This window comes from Flavobacterium sp. SORGH_AS_0622, assembly GCF_030818825.1.
In the GTDB taxonomy this organism is placed as follows: Bacteria; Bacteroidota; Bacteroidia; order Flavobacteriales; family Flavobacteriaceae; genus Flavobacterium.
On record NZ_JAUTAX010000001.1, the window covers coordinates 2,064,401 to 2,082,703 of the forward strand.

Annotated in this window: 18 protein-coding genes; 8 read left to right on the top strand and 10 right to left on the bottom strand. The window is 34.8% G+C overall.

From position 1 onward, the window contains the following. Nucleotides 1–171 precede the first annotated feature (171 nt). Together QE431_RS08980 and QE431_RS08985 are read left to right on the top strand one after the other, a co-directional pair. On the top strand, nucleotides 172–2,631 hold the full coding sequence (locus QE431_RS08980; RefSeq protein WP_307295114.1) for a sensor histidine kinase: 2,460 nt from the start codon (nucleotides 172–174) through the stop codon (nucleotides 2,629–2,631). A gap of 220 nt (nucleotides 2,632–2,851) precedes the next feature. Then, complete coding sequence (locus QE431_RS08985) at nucleotides 2,852–3,742, top strand: alpha/beta fold hydrolase (RefSeq protein ID WP_134141514.1); 891 nt, start codon at nucleotides 2,852–2,854, stop codon at nucleotides 3,740–3,742. A gap of 112 nt (nucleotides 3,743–3,854) precedes the next feature. Here the strand turns inward: QE431_RS08985 and acnA are convergent, their stop codons facing one another. Together acnA and QE431_RS08995 are read right to left on the bottom strand one after the other, a co-directional pair. Then, complete coding sequence (acnA, locus tag QE431_RS08990; protein WP_307295116.1) at nucleotides 3,855–6,632, bottom strand: aconitate hydratase AcnA; 2,778 nt, start codon at nucleotides 6,630–6,632, stop codon at nucleotides 3,855–3,857. Nucleotides 6,633–6,825: 193 nt separating this feature from the next. Further along, nucleotides 6,826–7,506, bottom strand: a complete 681-nt coding sequence (locus QE431_RS08995) for a metal-dependent hydrolase (protein ID WP_307295118.1) — start codon at nucleotides 7,504–7,506, stop codon at nucleotides 6,826–6,828. A gap of 257 nt (nucleotides 7,507–7,763) precedes the next feature. On the opposite strand from QE431_RS08995, the gene QE431_RS09000 reads away from it, so the two are divergent. The 4 genes from QE431_RS09000 (at nucleotide 7,764) to QE431_RS09015 (ending at nucleotide 11,154) form a co-directional block, all read left to right on the top strand. After that, nucleotides 7,764–8,333, top strand: coding sequence for a Crp/Fnr family transcriptional regulator (locus QE431_RS09000; RefSeq protein WP_057118219.1), 570 nt, complete (start codon nucleotides 7,764–7,766; stop codon nucleotides 8,331–8,333). Between the two features lie 128 nt (nucleotides 8,334–8,461). Beyond that, a complete protein-coding gene (locus tag QE431_RS09005; RefSeq protein WP_307295121.1) occupies nucleotides 8,462–9,076 on the top strand; it encodes a type 1 glutamine amidotransferase domain-containing protein in 615 nt (204 codons plus the stop codon). Between the two features lie 248 nt (nucleotides 9,077–9,324). After that, nucleotides 9,325–9,630, top strand: coding sequence for a putative quinol monooxygenase (locus QE431_RS09010; protein ID WP_307295122.1), 306 nt, complete (start codon nucleotides 9,325–9,327; stop codon nucleotides 9,628–9,630). Between the two features lie 129 nt (nucleotides 9,631–9,759). Then, the gene (locus tag QE431_RS09015) at nucleotides 9,760–11,154 is read left to right on the top strand and encodes an aldehyde dehydrogenase family protein (RefSeq protein ID WP_307295124.1); all 1,395 of its coding nucleotides are present in this window, start codon (nucleotides 9,760–9,762) and stop codon (nucleotides 11,152–11,154) included. Nucleotides 11,155–11,232: 78 nt separating this feature from the next. On the opposite strand, the gene QE431_RS09020 is transcribed toward QE431_RS09015, so the two are convergent. From QE431_RS09020 to QE431_RS09030, 3 genes are all read right to left on the bottom strand, one after another. Then, complete coding sequence (locus tag QE431_RS09020) at nucleotides 11,233–11,508, bottom strand: hypothetical protein (RefSeq protein WP_057118215.1); 276 nt, start codon at nucleotides 11,506–11,508, stop codon at nucleotides 11,233–11,235. 165 nt (nucleotides 11,509–11,673) lie between these two features. Continuing rightward, on the bottom strand, nucleotides 11,674–12,186 hold the full coding sequence (locus QE431_RS09025; RefSeq protein WP_281865404.1) for a DUF421 domain-containing protein: 513 nt from the start codon (nucleotides 12,184–12,186) through the stop codon (nucleotides 11,674–11,676). A gap of 137 nt (nucleotides 12,187–12,323) precedes the next feature. Beyond that, a complete protein-coding gene (locus tag QE431_RS09030; protein WP_307295125.1) occupies nucleotides 12,324–13,328 on the bottom strand; it encodes an SDR family oxidoreductase in 1,005 nt (334 codons plus the stop codon). A 297-nt stretch (nucleotides 13,329–13,625) separates the two neighbouring features. Between QE431_RS09030 and QE431_RS09035 the strand changes: the two genes are divergently transcribed. Continuing rightward, nucleotides 13,626–14,204, top strand: coding sequence for a flavodoxin family protein (locus QE431_RS09035; protein WP_057119799.1), 579 nt, complete (start codon nucleotides 13,626–13,628; stop codon nucleotides 14,202–14,204). A 166-nt stretch (nucleotides 14,205–14,370) separates the two neighbouring features. On the opposite strand, the gene QE431_RS09040 is transcribed toward QE431_RS09035, so the two are convergent. The 5 genes from QE431_RS09040 to QE431_RS09060 all read right to left on the bottom strand — a co-directional run bounded on the left by QE431_RS09040 (nucleotide 14,371) and on the right by QE431_RS09060 (nucleotide 16,638). Continuing rightward, nucleotides 14,371–15,111 (bottom strand): transporter, encoded by a 741-nt coding sequence (locus QE431_RS09040; protein ID WP_134141494.1) that lies wholly within the window; start codon nucleotides 15,109–15,111, stop codon nucleotides 14,371–14,373. Nucleotides 15,112–15,119: 8 nt separating this feature from the next. Further along, complete coding sequence (locus tag QE431_RS09045) at nucleotides 15,120–15,458, bottom strand: SRPBCC family protein (protein WP_307295128.1); 339 nt, start codon at nucleotides 15,456–15,458, stop codon at nucleotides 15,120–15,122. A gap of 17 nt (nucleotides 15,459–15,475) precedes the next feature. Then, nucleotides 15,476–15,787 carry a DUF2892 domain-containing protein gene (locus QE431_RS09050; RefSeq protein WP_307295129.1) on the bottom strand — a complete coding sequence of 104 codons (312 nt, stop codon included), beginning with the start codon at nucleotides 15,785–15,787 and terminating at the stop codon, nucleotides 15,476–15,478. 208 nt (nucleotides 15,788–15,995) lie between these two features. Continuing rightward, complete coding sequence (locus QE431_RS09055; RefSeq protein ID WP_307295132.1) at nucleotides 15,996–16,382, bottom strand: hypothetical protein; 387 nt, start codon at nucleotides 16,380–16,382, stop codon at nucleotides 15,996–15,998. 28 nt (nucleotides 16,383–16,410) lie between these two features. Further along, complete coding sequence (locus QE431_RS09060) at nucleotides 16,411–16,638, bottom strand: hypothetical protein (RefSeq protein WP_134141489.1); 228 nt, start codon at nucleotides 16,636–16,638, stop codon at nucleotides 16,411–16,413. Nucleotides 16,639–16,928: 290 nt separating this feature from the next. Between QE431_RS09060 and QE431_RS09065 the strand changes: the two genes are divergently transcribed. After that, nucleotides 16,929–18,287 (top strand): MFS transporter, encoded by a 1,359-nt coding sequence (locus QE431_RS09065; protein ID WP_307295134.1) that lies wholly within the window; start codon nucleotides 16,929–16,931, stop codon nucleotides 18,285–18,287. Nucleotides 18,288–18,303 lie beyond the last annotated feature (16 nt).

The window sequence follows — 18,303 nt, forward strand, 5'->3', positions numbered from 1 at the left end:
TTGATATAAAAATAGTTAATTCTTAGAAATAATCTAGTTGTTTCTTTTAAAATATTAGCAATAAAATCATATTTAATGTGAATTTTCTTGATATTTTAAAAGAGCTTTCTTGTTTATTTCTATATTTGTTTTTAAACCAAAATAAAACAATAACCTGATTTAAAGCTGATTATGAAAAGAAAGCTGTGTTACTATTTAACTTTATTATTTATTTGTTCGGCAGCAGCTCAAGTGCCTGTAAAAGTTGCCAAATATGACCTTCCTAAAAAAAGGTTATTACTCCAGCTTTGTTCAATGTATTTGTATAATGCTAATCAAGGGGCAATAGATGCAGACAGCTCCGTTGTTTTAGCTGCTACAGCCTATAAATTGCCTTTGATGCTGGCATATGATGAAGGTTTTAGTGACAAGATATCAATTGGAAGTGATTTAATCGAAAAAGGAAATATCTATAAAGCAAAAACGCTTCTCGCAAATTTAAAAGGAGAAGAGAAGATTAAACTGCTATTGCAATTAGGAAGTTTTTATCTATTTAAATCAGGTGCTAAACCAATAGATCTTCAAAGCGCAAAACACTATATCGACAGTGCAATTGCAGAAAGTAATCAAATCAAAACAGTAAAATGGCAGCATCAAAGTATGTTATTGCTGGGGAAATATTATTTTCAGGCCAATAATCAGTCCCAAAGTATAAAATGTTTTTCGCAGGTCATAAACGACTGCCGAAAAAGCAAAGACAAATTGGGTTTAACGCGGGGTCTAGAAGCCAAAGCAGATATTTTGTCTAATCAAGATCCTGAGAAAGAAAAAATACTTAACGAAGTGATCTCAATTTATGCTTCATTAGGATTAGAGGAAAAAAGAATCGAAAATTATTCTAAGATTACTACTATTTATTTTTGGTCAGGAAGAATACGAGAAGCAAAAAAGAGGCTCTATCAAAATCTAGTTGATTTGCGAAAAATTAATTTTGCACATCAGCAGTTTGCAGAAACAACTATATCCTTTCTCGAATTGTATCAGCATAATATAAGACCAGCTTTATACTACGCCTTAAAAAGCGTGAAAAGAATGGAAACTGAAAATGATTATACTTTTGCAGACATTTTTTACATGCGTCTGGGTGATGTTTATAATGTATACGGCCATAATCAGGAGGCATTGCAGCTATATCAAAAAAGTATTAAAATAGGAAAAAATAATTTAGATACGGGAGCTTGGTATAAGAGTTTTTTTAGTGCTGTTGCGGCTTTATCGTTAAAAGGGAATAATAAAGAAGCTATTGCTTACATTAATTCCATGACCGCACAATACCCTCCAAAAAGTATTTTCGATAAAATGTCGGTTGCCTTTATTAAAGCTAATTGTTATGAAGCTTTAAAAGATAATATTCAGGCTGAAAAATATTTTAAGGAAATGGATTTTTATTCGAAACAGCTTAATACACCTGAAACAACCAGAGAAATCGCGCATCAATATACTACAATGGCTTTGTTCTACATCAATACAAACAGACCTAAATTAGCTCAATTCTACACAGATAAAATACTAATGTTTGGTAAAAGAGGTATTAGTACTGCTAATACAGAAATGCTTAACATATTGCTTTATAAAATGGATTCGATCAATGGCAATTATAAAGATGCTTTACTACATTTTCAAAATTATAAAAAAATTAGTGATTCAGTGCACGGTATTTCCAAAAACCAACAAATTGAAGAGCTAAAAATTGAATATGAAACTAAAAACAAAGAACAGAAAATCAGACTTTTAAACAATCAATCTAAACTGCAGCAAAGTGAATTGCAAAAATCTAAACTGCTTAATAATGTTTCGAGTGGAAGCTTAGTTCTTTTGCTGATAATTATTGGGTTATTGTATAACCGATATCGATTAAAACAACGAAATCACGCCAAACTGGAGATTAAAGAAAGAGAAATTAACCAAAATAATATTAATCTTAGACATTTACTAGATGAAAAAGAATGGCTGTTGAAAGAGATTCATCATCGGGTAAAAAACAATCTGCAAACGGTAATAAGTCTTTTAAGCTCGCAAGCAGCTTACTTAAATAATGATATGGCTTTGTCTGCAATAAAAAACAGCCAGCACAGAATACACTCCATGTCATTGATCCACCAAAAACTTTATAAGTCAGAAAATATTGCAACAATTAATATGCCCAGCTATATCAATGAATTAGTTGAATATTTAAAGGATTCTTTTTCTATAGGACAGCGAATTCGGTTTGAAATTAGAGTTGAGCAGTTAGAGTTAGATGTTGCGCAGGCAATTCCAATTGGGCTTATCTTGAATGAAGCCATTACCAATTCAATTAAATATGCTTTTCCAGATAACGCGGGTGGAATCATTAGTATCATACTTGAAAAAACTGAAGAAGATCAATACTTGCTGACGATTTCAGATAATGGAATTGGAATTGATACTGCTTTAAGCACAAATAAATCTGATTCTTTTGGTATGAGTTTAATAAAAGGTCTGAGTGATGACTTGGAAGGAAAATTGGTTATGGAAAACAATAACGGTACTATTCTAAAATTGGAGTTTAAGCCAGAACATCCTCTTAATAAAAAGTATTTGAAGAAACCAGATGTAACTTTGGATATCTAAATTGCTTTATGATATTGAATTTGTTTTTATCATATTTCACAAATTTGCTACTAAGCATGGCGAAATATAAAAAAGTATATTTTAAAATAGTGCTTTAAGTGTTTATAATCAACTGTTTATGTTTTTGGTACTTGAATTGTTCTAGTTTATTTCGAGCATTTATAAGATGCTGATTTTTAGACAATAGAGTGATCAATATATTATAAAAAACAAAGTTATTATGAAAACAAATTCTTTAAATGCATTAATACTGACAACTGTAGTTGGCAGAAATGAGAAAGATACCGCGCATGGCAGTGAAACTCAATATGCCGAACTTTCGGGAAGAACACTGGCGTATCGCTCCATCGGTAGCGGAACACCTATTATTTTAAGCAACCGTTTTAGAGGTACTCTGGATACATGGGATCCATTATTTTTAGATACACTTGCGGAGAACTTTCGTATTATAACTTTTGATTACACTGGAATCGGTTATTCTACAGGAACACTGCCAACAAATGTAATCTCTGTCGCAAAAGATATTAAAGATTTGGCTTCCTATTTAAAACTGGATAAAATAGTTGTGTTAGGCTGGTCTTGGGGTGGATTAATTGCACAAGCTGCGGCACTTGAATATCCAGAATTAATAACTCGTGCAGTTGTTATTGGTGCGGTGCCATTAGGAGAAAGAGTAGTGGAGATAGGACCTGCTTTTTTAGAAGCCGCAGTAAAACCCATAAATGACTTTGATGATGAAATTATTCTTTTTTATGAGCCAAAATCTCAAAAATCAATAGAAGCCGCTAAGATTTCTTATGAGAGAATACGCAAGAGACTTGATGTGTCTAAAATTCCTTCTACAATGGAAGTTTTTCAGCTGTATTTTCAAGCTGGCGGTGCAGCAGTAGAAGATAAAGAAGGACTTAGAGATAAACTTAAAGAAACCACTGTGCCAATTTTAGTAATCTCGGGAGACAACGATATTAGTGCTGCTATAGAAAACTGGTTTCCCCTGCTTCGTGAGCTTCCTACTGTGCAGATTATTATACTTCCGCATGCTGGCCACGCTCCGCAGCATCAAGAACCATTACTGACTGCTGGGTATATAAATACCTTTCTGTCACAATAAATGTAATGAATAAGGTTTTAAATGTACTTAATGCAGGTATATCAAAAGTTGGTTAATTCTCTGTATTAAAATAAAGCGGGCTCTTTTCGCAGGCCCGCTTTAATTTTTTCAATTACGCTTTTTGAAGAAATTGTCTTAAAACATATTGAAGTATACCTTCATTTCTATAGTATTCAATTTCTATTTTTGAATCGAGTCTTGCAATTACTTTAAAATTTAATGCTTCTCCGTTCTCTTTAACAGCAGTAACGTCGAGCTCTTTCAAAGGAGTTATATCCTCTGCAATTCCAGTTATCGTAAAATATTCTTTACCTGTAAGTCCCAGCACTGCTGCATTTTCTCCATTTTTGTACTGCAGCGGAAGAACACCCATACCAACGAGATTGCTTCGATGAATTCTTTCGTAGCTTTCTGCCAGAACTGCTTTTACGCCGAGCAGGAAAGTACCTTTTGCTGCCCAGTCTCTAGATGAACCGCTTCCGTATTCTTTTCCTGCAAGAATAATTAACGGTGTTTGAGCTTCCTTGTATTTAATAGAAGCCTCATAAATATTCATTTCTTCTCCTGTGGGAAGGAATTTCGTAAAACCTCCTTCATGATCAGCAAGTGCATTTTTGATACGGACATTGGCAAAAGTTCCTCGTATCATCACTTCGTCGTGGCCTCTTCGTGAACCGTAGGAATTAAAATCACTTTTTTCAACACCGCGGCTCATCAGGTAGGCGCCTGCAGCAGAATTTTCTTTAAAGGAACCAGCCGGAGAAATATGATCGGTAGTTATGCTGTCTCCCAAAACCAACAATGTTCGAGCATTTGAAATGTCTTGCAGCGGTTTTGGATTTTCAGGAAGATTTTTAAAGAATGGCGCTTCCTTTATGTATGTTGAATTCTCATCCCAGCGGTAATTTTTTTGTTCTGGAATAGGAAGCTGCTGCCATATTGAATTGCCTTCAAAAATTGATTCATAACATTGTTGAAATTGTTTTGGAGACAGTACTTCTCTCAATACCGTATTGATTTCATCATCTTCAGGCCATAAATCTTTGAGGTAAACAGGCAGTAGATTAGAATCATATGTAATAGGCTCATTTAACAAATCAATATCAACTCTTCCTGCAATAGCAAAGATCACTACGAGCATTGGAGACATTAAAAAGTTCATTTTGACCTGCGGATGTATTCTCGCTTCAAAGTTTCTATTTCCAGAAAGAACAGAAGCAAGTACAAGATCATAATCTTCTGCCGCTTTTGCCACATGAGGCGGAAGCGGACCGGAATTCCCTATGCAAGACGTACAGCCATAACCTGCTACATGAAATTTAAGAGCTTCTAGATCTTTCAAAAGGTCAGCTTTTATCAAGTAATCTGTTACTACTTTAGAGCCTGGCGCAAGTGAAGTTTTTACCCAAGATTTTGTGTCAATTCCTCTTTCACGTGCTTTTTTGGCTATCAATCCCGCTCCAATCATTACAAAAGGATTGGATGTATTGGTACAGGAAGTAATTGCAGCTATGGCAACTGCGCCATCAGAAAGTGTAAATTGTTCAGATCCAAGAGAAACTTCTACACTGATGCTTCCGTTTTCTGTTTTTTCTTGAATTATTGTTTCATCAGGAAGAGGTGCACTGCTTGTAATTGTTGGCTGCGATCCTCCTTCGGCGAACCATCTCGAAACTTGTTTTTCAGATTTTTTATATTTTCTGCCAAAACTTTTATCAAGTATATCAACAAAAGAAGGCTGTAAATTTTTAAGTAAAATTTTGTCCTGTGGTCTTTTTGGGCCTGCAATTGTAGGTTCTATGGTAGAAAGATCGAGTTCAATTACGTCAGTATAATTTATAGATTCATTTCCTGTTCGCCAGAGCATGTTTGCTTTGCAATAGTCTTCTACTAGGCTTATCTGTTCTTCTGAACGGTTACTGAGTCGCATATATTCTAAAGTCTTCTGATCAATTGGAAAATAAGAAACCGTACATCCAAATTCTGGCGACATATTTCCGATAGTTGCGCGATCTGGTACGCTCAAACTGTCAAGACCTGGTCCAAATACCTCAACAAATTTTCCTACTACGCCATATTTTCTAAGAAGTTCCGCAATGGTTAAAACCATATCTGTAGAAGTTGATCCCAACGGAATTTTGCCACTAAGCTTAAGTCCGATAACTTCGGGCATAATAAAATATACAGGCTGCCCGAGAATTGCAGCTTCAGCTTCAATACCGCCGACGCCCCAAGCAATAACCCCGATTCCATTAACCATAGGGGTATGGCTGTCAGTTCCCACGAGTGTGTCTGGAAAAACTTCTCCATCGCGTTCGATTACACCTTTTGAAAGATATTCCAAGTTAACCTGATGGCAGATTCCCATTCCTGGAGGAACCACATTAAAATTTGTAAAAGACTGCTGTGCCCATTTTAAAAACTCATAACGTTCGCTGTTACGCTTGTATTCCTCATCCATATTGCGCTGATAGGAATATTCTGTTCCGAAATAATCAACCTGAACAGAGTGATCAATTACAAGATCAACAGGAATCAACGGATTTATAGCCTCAGAATTTTTTCCTTTTCTAGAAGCTTCAGCACGAAGCGATGCAAGATCAACAACAGCAGGAACTCCCGTAAAATCCTGCATCAAAACTCTGGCAGGCTTAAAAGGAATATCCTTGTCTGAAGCTTCAGGTTTCCAGTTTAGAATGGTTTCTATATTTTCTTTGGTAATGGCAAAATCATCGAAATTTCGCAGTACATTTTCTAAAAGAATCCGAATTGAAAAAGGCATTTTTTCGATATTAAATCCTTGTTGCTGCATTTCAGTAAGACTGTAATATGAAAATTCACCGCTTTGGGTTTTTAACTGCCTTTTAATATTATAAATGTCGTTCTGCATACTCAATGTTATTTAAATTAGTAAGTATTGGACTTAGTCTTGATGTGTTTTGTCTAATTTGTTCAGTTATTAAATTTAATTATTTATTTCCAAACAGTCTATGGTCTATGCTTTATTAAATCGTTTCTTAAATTTCGCTAAAAAAATCTGTTTTTTGCGAAATATAAAAAATGGACCCACAGAAAATAGATAATTATAACTCGATTGTGCTGCCTATTTCTGGAAGATAAAGTTGTAATCCAGCATTTTTAAATTTGTCAAATGCCTTTTGATGATCCATTACAATAAAGCCGAAAGTATCGTAATGAACACCTAATATATTAGTGACGCCAACTAATTTTGAAGCCTCAACAGCTTCTTCTATGCCCATAGTTAAACCATCGCCAATGGGAAAAACAGCAAAATCAAGAGGTGTAAATTTAGGTATTAGCTGCATGTCGAGAGTCAGGGCAGTATCTCCACTATAGTAAAAATTCCCTTCAGAAGTAGTCAATACAAAACCGCTGGCAATACCGCCGTAAGAGCCGTCACTAAAACTGCTTGAGTGTTGTGCAATTACGCATTTTACAGTTCCAAAATCAAAATCATATTGTCCTCCGGGATTAATTGGATGCGAATTTTCAATTCCTTTTTTTAAAAGCCAGTTATATATTTCAAAATTACCAAGCACTTTGGCTCCAGTATTTTTGGCAATAAGTTCAACATCTTGAATATGGTCATAATGTGCATGAGAAATAAATATATAATCTGCTTTTATGGCATTTACATCTACATCTTTAGCAAGTTCATTGGGTGTGATAAAAGGATCAAAAAGAATATGCTTTCCATTGGTGAATACAGAAAAACAAGAATGTCCGTAGTAAGTTACTTTCATAATAAATAAGATTAATAAATTGATAATTAGAATAATTGACAAAATTATTATTCAAGTAATGTGCCGCTAAATCGAATAGAAAATTAGAAAAAGGCAAAAATATTTGGCAGCAGTATTTTTCTTTTAAATTGGTTTATCTCAAATTTACAAAATTATATGCTACCAAAGAGCACTAGCTAAACACTTTGCCGTTTTGAAGGTCGTGGCTCTTTTCCACCAAAATAATTCTTCTATCTTTGAAAAGGTAAAAACAAACTATGGAAAAACTGAGAAAACATATTGAGGAAATTATTCCGATTACTGATGAGGAGTTTGAATCAATCAAACCTTTTTTTACGATCAGGAGAGTATTAAAAAATCAATATTTGATTCAGCAGGGAGATGAGGCAAAATATGAATATATTATCATGAGCGGTATTTTCAGGGTTTTTTACCTCGATGAAGATGGAAAAGAACACATCGTGCAATTTGCAACAGAAAACTGGTGGATGTCTGACTATATTGCATACTTCAACCAAAAGCAGGCCAACATGTATGTGGTTTGTATGGAGCCGGGAGAAGTTTTATGTCTTACGCTTGATGGCAGGGAACAACTTTCTGTCATACTTCATAAAATGGAACATTTTTTTAGAGTAAAACTTACCAAAGGATATATTGCACTACAGCAAAGAGTTATTTCATTGCTTTCTAATAATCCGCAGCAGCGATATACAGAATTTGCGGCTCTTTATCCAAATCTCATTCAAAAAATTCCAAAAAAATATATTGCAGAATATCTCGGGGTCAGCCGCGAAACCCTCAGCAGGCTTTACTCCAATAACAAATAACAGCTGTTTAATTCTCAAAGTGTGATTTCGATCACACTTTTTTTGTGACTTTTCTCCTCGTATTGAGGAAGAGAGCTGGCATAAATTTGCCCTATAAATAATTCATTAACAACCTAAAAATTATAGAAATGAAAAGACTTATGATCGCATCAATGGCACTTGCCTTTTTTTCTTCTTATGCACAAAATCAAAAAACAACTTTTAAAAACGAAACAAAAATGAACAAGAAAATTTTAATTATTGTGTCTAATGCCAATGCAATTGGATCAAATAACAGAAGAACCGGAACATTTCTTCCAGAAGTAGCACATCCTTATGCCGAATTTGAAAAAGCAAATTATCAAATTGATTTTGCAAGCTTAACTGGAGATACTCCGTATTTAGATGCTCTTAATTTGGCAAATGATCCTGATAATCTTGCTTTTCTAACAGGAAAAGGTTGGGAGACAATGCAGAAAGCAGTTAAACTTTCAACTGTAGAGGTGAGTAAATACGATGCTGTTTTTGTTCCTGGCGGATTAGCTCCAATGGTGGATATGCCGGAAAACGAATTGCTAAAAAAGGTGATTAAAGAAACCTACGAACGCAATGCAGTTGTAGGAGCAGTATGTCATGGTCCCGTATCTTTACTAAATGTAAAACTTAGCAATGGCTCTTATCTCGTAAATGGAAAAAAAATATCACTTCTTTTACAGATGAAGAAGAAAAAGGTTACGCTATTGCAGATGTACCGTTTTTATTAGAAACGGCATTAACAAAACAAGGAGCAAAATTCCATGCCGCAGCAGTATGGTCAGCTCACAGTATTGCAGATGGTAATTTGGTTACTGGTCAAAATCCTGCTTCCGCGAAAGGCGTAGCAGAAAAAATGATTACTATTTTAGAAAATTCTAAAAAGTAATTGCTTAATTGTATTGACCTTCTTCAAAATGTGGAAGGTCAGTATAATTTCACTTTTAAAATTTTAAAATAATTATAAAAATATATCAAAATGGAAAATCAAAATCCAGTTCATGTTTTTGCTACATGGAAAGTTAAAGAAGGTCAGCTTGAAAATGTTTTAGAATTACTAAAAACGGTACATGCTGAAAGTATAAAAGAAGATGGTAATTTGTTTTATAAAATTCATCAAAGCAATTCAGATGCTAATACAATCGTATTATTTGAAGGATATACTAATGAAGCTGCAGTTGCAGAACATAGAAATTCAGCTCATTTTCAAGACTTCATTTTGGGTAAAATTGTGCCTTTATTAGATACTAGAGAAATTCTTTTGGCAACGCCTTTGCATTATTAATTTATAATATTGTGAACAAAGCGTATTGTAATCCCTGATAATTTGACTAAATTTAAAGGAACAAATCATGAAGAATGACTTAGAATAAAAGCATGATTTTTTAAGATTACCTATTTAAAAAAAGCATTTATGGAAAACACCACAAAAATAATATTTCCCTACGATCAAAGTCTGGTTAAAGAACTGCCACTCATTAATAAAAATGATATTGAAAAGATATTGAATACCGCTCAAAATTTATTCAATGATCAATCTAATTGGATTCCAGCTTTTAAAAGAATTGAAATATTAGAAAAAGCCGCTTCGATAATGAATGAAAGAAGCGAAGAACTAATTCATTTGGCAATTAGCGAAGGCGGAAAACCCTATAAAGATTCAAAAGCAGAAATACTTAGAGCCATAAAAGGAGTAAAATTAGCAGCTGAACACATATCGCAGATAAAAGGAGAACAAATTCCGATGGGACTTACTGAAGCTTCTGTAAACAGGATTGCTTTTACTTCTAAAGAACCAATTGGCGTTGTGGCTGCTGTAAGTGCTTTTAATCATCCATTAAATTTGGCTGTGCATCAAATTGCGACTGCTGTTGCCGCTGGGTGTCCGGTTATTTTTAAACCATCAAGCAATACACCTTTGTCGGGTCTTGCCTTGGCTGAAATTTTAAAAGAAGCCGGTTTACCAGAAGGATGGGTTCAAGTAGTATTGTGTGATAATGAAACAGCAGAATTGTTAGTTACAGATTCCAGAGTTCATTTTCTAACCTTTATTGGTTCAGCAAAAGTAGGCTGGCATCTTAAAAGCAAATTACCGCCTGGAACAAGATGTGCCTTAGAGCATGGCGGCGCGGCGCCTGTAATTGTAGAAAGTGATGCCGATTTTAGCACAATGATTCCCGATTTGGTTAAGGGAGGATTTTACCATGCAGGTCAAGTTTGTGTATCGGTTCAGAAAATATATATCAATCAGGAGATTTGCGATCGTTTTGTGGAACAGTTTGCTGAAGCAACCAATAAATTAGTTGTTGGAAACCCGTTTAATGAAAAGACAGATGTTGGCTCACTTATAACACCAAAAGAACTTAGTCGTGTTGAAGAATGGGTTAACGAAGCGATTCAAGAAGGCGCAAAATTAATTGCAGGAGGAAAACGTATTTCTGATACTTGTTTTGAGCCGACAGTATTATTTAACCCATCAGAAGATTCTAAGGTTTCAACAAATGAAATCTTTGGTCCAGTGGTATGTATATATCCTTTTACCAATAGGGAAGAGGCGATTAAAAAAGCAAATGCTCTAGATGTGCATTTTCAAGCTGCAGTCTTTACTAAAAACTTAGACATTGCTTTGGATGCCGCTAAAAAATTAAATGCAACTGCCGTTATGGTAAATGACAATACAGCTTTTAGAGTAGATTGGATGCCTTTTGGCGGAAGAGATGCTTCTGGTTTAGGAATGGGAGGAATCTCTTATACTATTGATGATATGACAAGAGAAAAACTGACTGTTTTTAAAAGCAAATATTTATAATTTTAAATAAATTCATAAAAAAAATAGTAACGAAATTAGATCTGTTACTATTTTTTTATGGGTAATCGTAATCGAGTCTTAGCTTTTCATTATAAAAGTTCCAGGATCTTTATCGCTCTCTTCTTCATTTGGTTCTTCTTCTTCCCAGTCATTTTCGTCGTATTCTGAATCGAAATCTTCTTCAAGATCTTCTTCCAAATCTCCAAGCACTAAATTATAATGGCCGCTGGCTGTCAAGTTATTTGCAAAACCTCCTTCAAGATAATCATCATAATTTAACAACAATTGTTCTTCATAAGATGTCATATCGCCTGCAAAGTCATCAGACGCATAAAAGTAATTCTCGGATTTCATATATATCAGTTTAAATTAATAGCTTACTTATTCGCTAATTTTCCAATTAACTATTATTAAAAGTAAGATTTTTAAATGCTGAAGGTTTTATATAATTTGCGCAAACCATTGTCAAATTCTCATATACGAGATGAAAAATAATCAAGATGATGAAATGTAAAACGACTAAGACATAATATCATCTAACGAACTGTTTCCATTACCATTTGATTTTCTTACAACAGTAATCTGTCCGTTAAGTTCCATTACAATTGCTTTAACTTCTTCGATCTGGTCAATTCCTGAATTTCTGATTGTAGAAAATATTTCCGCTTTTGTTATGGCTTCTTTCTCCATAGTTTTTTCTATAAATTTTCCATCATAAAATATTAAGCTGGGTACGGCATTTATAAGTCTTTCCATTTTTTTTGAGGAACGAGCTGTTCGTGCAAAAATATATTGTAAGATGATAATCAAAAATAAGACAAGAGCTCCTTCAACCAGCGGAACCATTGCCAGCATCATATACGATAGAGTAGAACCCAAAGCAACAGTAACGACAAAATCAAAGGCATTGAGTTTTGCTAAGGTTCGTTTTCCTGAAATTCTCAGGAAGAAAAATAAAGTAATGAATGCAATAATAGTGGCAATTATAACATGTCCTATACTGATCCAATCTTTAAAAAAAACTTGTTCCATATTCTTAGTAATTAATGGTTATAGATAATTGTCACTTTCCAAATAAACGAAACCTCCGTAATGGTAATTACAGAGGTTTTAAATCAATCTGTTTTCTATTGCTGTGAATTTTGAAAAGATTAGTGCGTCATTTTTATTTACGGATTTCCTTCACCACCGCTTGCACCATAAATCTGTCCAGTTGCATAACTAGCATCATTAGCAGCAAGCTGTACATAAATGGAAGCAAGTTCAACTGGCTGCCCAGGTCTTCCCATAGGGGTTTGTGATCCAAATTCTTTAAGTTTTTCCATTGTTGCGCCGCCACTAACTTGAAGCGGTGTCCATATTGGTCCGGGTGCAACTCCATTAACTCTTATGCCTTTTGGGCCAAGTTGTTTAGCCAGCGATTTGATATAGTTGGTAGTAGCTGCTTTTGTCTGAGCATAATCGTATAAATCTTCACTAGGCGCATAAGCCTGAACTGAACTTGTTCCTATTATCGAAGCACCTGCTTGTAAATGAGGCAGAGCAGCTTTAATAATCCAAAAAGGAGCATAAATGTTAGTTTTCATTGTCCAGTCAAATTCTTCTGTAGAAATATCTAGAATTGAAGCATTTGTCTGCTGACGAGCAGCATTGTTTACTACAATGTCAAGTCCGCCGAGTTCTTTTACAGCCTTTTCTACGAGTGATTTGCAAAATGCTTCATCGCGTAAATCTCCAGGTATTGCAACGGCTTTTCTTCCTTCAGCCTTAATCAGCTGGATTACTTCTCTGGCGTCTTCTTCTTCAGTTGGAAAATAATTTATAGCTACATCAGCACCTTCTCTTGCATACGCTATTGCAGCAGCTCTTCCCATTCCAGAATCACCTCCAGTTATTAGTGCTTTACGGCCTTTTAAACGGCCAGTTCCTTTATAGCTTTTCTCGCCGTGATCGGGTCTTGGATCCATTTTACTGACAAGTCCCGGCCAAGGTTGTGATTGTTCCTTAAATGGAGGTCTCGGATATTTTGTTGTAGGATCTTCAGGTCCGTTTACTATATGGACACCAGCGTCATTGAGACTGCTGGCGAGTACAGGATTAATTGCTGCCGTGGCAAGTACCGCTCCCATACCTGTTAAAGCTGAACGGCGCGACATTGTTTTTTTAACATCCATAATATTTTGGTTTAAAATTTAATCTTATTTATATTTCCAACTAAAATTAGAAAATGTAGAAAGGATACTCTTATAGAATTTTAAGATTATATTGTAGATATATAATACGTTAGTGACTGGTTTACTAATAGTTATGATGATTTAAATGTTGGTTTGTTAAATCGCCAAATGCTGTAAATGTTGTCAGATATTATGTAACGGTCTAAAATAAACGATGAGTAATTTTAATTAAGTTCAGCAGAGACAAATTTTTACTTATGTATGCTAATTAGAACTTTAATAAAAAAAAACGATTATATGAAAGCGATTATACTCTTAGGTACACTTAAAAAGAAAGGAAGATCAAATACCGAAACTCTTGTCGAATTTCTCGGCACTTATCTTGAGAAACAAAATATAGAGTATGAAGTAATTAAACTTGCCGATCATCATATCGTTCCGGGCACTTACACTCATATGGATGTAAAAGATGACTGGCCGTCAATATATCAAAAAATAACTGAAGCACAGATTTTGCTTTTTGCAACTCCACTGTGGTGGAATAGTCATTCTTCGGAATTACAACGATGTATAGAACGTTTAGATGAGGTGTATGATAAAATACTTGCTGGAGAAGATTCACCACTCGATGGTAAAATTGGTGGAGTTGTTATAACTGGAGATTCTGACGGAGTAGAACATGTAACGGGAAATATTGCTAATTTTTTCTGCAGCATTGGTGTAACACTTCCACCGTATTCATCTCTCGGTGTAATATGGGAAGGACATGCAAAAGGTACAAAGAAGACCAAAACACAGCTTCTTAATTATTATCACCGTAATTATGCAAAAGATGCGAAGTCAATGGCAGAATCTTTAGCAAAAGCTGTAAAATAAATAAAGAATTACCAAGAGATATTTCCTGGTAATACAGATTTTTTGATCTCACTGCTAAACTTTTCATTAGTACGAAAGGATACCGGTTTTACTGCTGATTTTTTATCAGAAGTTCTGGAACTAGAACTGTTATTTTTATGATTCAAATTTGTCATAACCTTTAGATTTATAATTTATAAGACAATCCAATCTCTACGAATTTTTGTTGAGGTGAATGCATAATGTTAGAGCCAGCCATAATATCCAGCTGCATGTTTTTCTGAAGGACATATAATACCGCAATATCGGCAGTATTTTGAGCATGATGGTGAGATTCTGCATAACCATAAGCTTCTGCTACTAGTTTTATCTTTTTAGTCAGCGCGTGATCTGCAGATAAGGTATATATGTATTCTGGATGAGCAGTTTCGGCAAGCCATTTTACTCCCATATTGTAACCAAGATGTGAAGATTTAGATAGTTCATGCTGCGCCAGCATACGGATTTCAGGACTATATTTGGGTTCCTGAAAAGCATTATCAGCCAGCCACGGAATACTTACTCGTGCTAGTAAAGCAAGATCAGGAATTAATCCTTTATGATTAGCGATATGATATTTTGCGCCCACAACTAAAGGCTCTATTCCAGATTGCTGTTCTTGCTCTTGATGGTCTATTTTAAAAGCACTTTCAATTCTGATTTCAGCATTTTTAAAAACTCCGTATCGAAAAACAGCATTTGGAACTTCAAATGTTTTGTCATCATCTTCTTTTTCAAAAGAAAATCCGCTTTCAATCTGGATATGGCGCGTTGTAATGACTGCCGGACTTTCGGTTTCATTAGGCCTGTCTGTTTGTATTTGCTGTGCTTCAGCAATGCAGGTAAAACAAAATAGACCGGCAGTCAATAATTTTTTAATTTTTTTCATGCTCTATGCTATGATTCAAGATATGCTTTAAGACCGCTGATATCATCATGCACCAGTTTCTCAAATATTGGATTTAAAAGTTTTGCAGCTCCTTGTCCCGCAATACCTAGCGGGGCGCGGTAAGAAATCGTAATTTCAATTTGAGTAGCGTCTCCCACGGCTTTAAAAAGTACTTTTCCAAAGTTTTTTACAGGCGCGCCCTCAATTGACTGCCAGCTTAGAAGTTTTTGCTTTTGATCTTTAATAATTTCGGCTTTCCAAGTCAGCGAACCAATACCAGCAGGTCCTTTTGCTGTCCACTCAGACTGGGTGCTGTTAATAGTTTTAACAGATTCTAGGTGCTTCATAAATTTTGGCAGATTTTCTAAATTACGCCAAAAGCATAAACTTCGCTGATCGGTTTATTGATCGTTACCTCTGTTCTGATATTTACATTAGAGCCTTTGTCATTTTTTATATGATCAATAGCGCTGTAAATTGGGCAGTACCCGCTAATTCCACGAGCCAGCATAGCGCCGCCCGAAGTAATTTGAGCAATACTTTTCTTTTCCTGCGAAAGACCTTTATATAAAAGATATGATCCGCTTGTAATCATAAGAATACGCTCAATTATTGATACATTGGCATTTCCTTTTGATGAGCTTCCTTTTTTATGTGTTAATGCGTTAGTTTCCATATTTTAAATTTTTAAATTTTCAGTGTAATAAAAGTAAGCTTCGGATGCTCGTTTTTTCTTATAGCATTCCCGAATTTTCTTATACAATTTGTTTGAGTATGAATTAGTATAGCTTATAAAAAAAAGCCCTTTATATAAAAAAGGGCTTTTAAGTTTTTATGAAAATGGTGAGGTTTTGCATGTTTTAACTCTAATAAAGTTTAAATTGTTAGTCTACTTTAAGACTATCATCGGCAAAAGTTTCAGGCTCAGGCTCATGATCATTTTCGTCATAATCTTCTACAAGATCATCGTCCAAATCATCAGGATCAAGATCATCGTCTTCATCATCTAAATCATCTTCTTCCAAATCATCTTCCTCTAATTCGCTGTCATCGAAATCTTCGTCAAGATCATCTTGATCATCTCTTTCTAGTGCATTCGAGAATTCATTATCCAAATAATCATTGTCAGATTGATTAGCCTCTAAAAACTGCTCTTGCTGTAAGTCTTCATCACCAATTCGTTCTTGTTGGTATGGATCAGTGGTATTTTCATTATTCCAAGTGAAATTACGATTGTTCTGATCATAATTTCTGTTGTCATCTGTGATCATAATATTGTTTTTTTAAGTTTAAAATCTATTAACTGTTTGTTGCGGCACTTCCTGTACTTCCTGCTCCGCCAGAATTGTTATTTCCGCCTTCTTCTTCGTAACGATTTGGATCTGTGCCGTCTTCATCACGTCCGTCTTCCCAATCACCAGTATTTACATGTTCTTCTGGATTTTTATCATTACCTTGACTATTTAACATTGCATGGTAAGGGCATTTTTGAAGATCTTCGCTGTTGGTATTTTTTGTAGTTTCCATAACTGTCTAATTTTTAAATTTTTAATATTCTAAAATTAGATCATAACTATAAATTTTATTTACAAGAAAAATTTGATTTGTTATCAAATTAACATGCAGGGCCTCAAAACTTGAAAAAATAAATTTTAAAAATTCTGTAATATTTAATGATATAAATGAAAGATAAAAATTAACCGTTATCCTTATATTTGATTGTAATAAAACTTAAAACTGCACTTACAGAGTGTAATTCAAATTCGGATTTCCTTTACGATATGATAAATAAAACAGAGCAAAAAGAGAAGAATGCTGTGCATCTTCTGCCATGGGTTACAGCTGTGGCAATGTTTATTCAGTCCCTTGACGGTACAATTTTAAATACATCACTTCCTTCTATTGCACGCGATATGGCATATTCTCCCGCACAAATGCATTCTGTGATAGTAACTTACACACTTACACTGGCGATGTTTATTCCTTTATCCGGTTGGCTTGCTGATAAATTTGGAACACGAACTATGTTTATGATTGCTGTGGGTTTATTTATTACAGGTTCACTGCTTTGTGCATTATCAGTTGATTTAACGACTTTCAATCTTTCAAGAGTTGTTCAGGCTATTGGTGCGTCGATGATGGTTCCTGTTGCGAGACTGGCCATTTTATATCAATATCCCAAGAAAGAACTTTTAAAAACGATGAACTTTATAACCATATTTGGACTGCTGGGTATGGTAGTGGGGCCGAGTCTGGGCGGATTTCTGTCTGATAATTTTTCATGGCATTGGATATTTTTGGTAAATGTGCCAATCGGACTCATTGGAATCTCAATGGCTTATCGAATTATGCCGAATTTCAAGCATGCAGTGGGCAGGTTTGATTTTAGAGGATTAATTTACTTCAGCCTTGCGCTGATATTGATTACCATGGTTTTAGAACTCCTAGGAAGAGGACGCATACACATTATGCTTATTATGGGCTTGTTATTTCTTGCAGGATTGCTTTCTGTATTTTATTTCATTCATTACAAAAGAACAGAAAAACCAATTATTGATCTTCGTCTTCTAAATATAAGAACACTAAAAATAGGTTTAACAGGTAGTTTAATAACACGATTAGGAATAGGAGGACTGCCTCTTTTACTGCCTTTGATGTTGCAGACAAGTTTTGGATATTCAGCCTCTGTATCTGGTCTTTTGCTTTTACCATCAGCTTTGGCTAATGTCGCTATCAAACCTTTTATGGTTCGAATTATAAAATTTATGGGATATAGAACTGTATTAATCAGTAATACAATTATGCTCGGAATTATATTAATCGTGCTGGGCTTTGTAGAAAAAGATACTCCCATTGGATATTATATTATTCTGATGGTTTTTTATGGCGTTTTTACCTCCATACAAATGTCTGCAATGAATACCATAACCCTTGCCGATTTGGATCAGGATTCTGCCAGCGGTGGTAATACCATGCTGGTTATTATGCAGCAATTATCAGTTAGTTTTGGGGTATCGGTGGCAAGTCTTGTGTTGTCCTTGTTTCAATCTGGTATGTTCGAAATGGATTCAACTCATGCTTTTCAATATACCTTTATAACCTTGGCTATTTTTACGATATTATCTAGTATAACATTCTCTAGATTGAGCAAAACAGACGGAGAAGCTTATAATTGATTTATTGATTTTAATA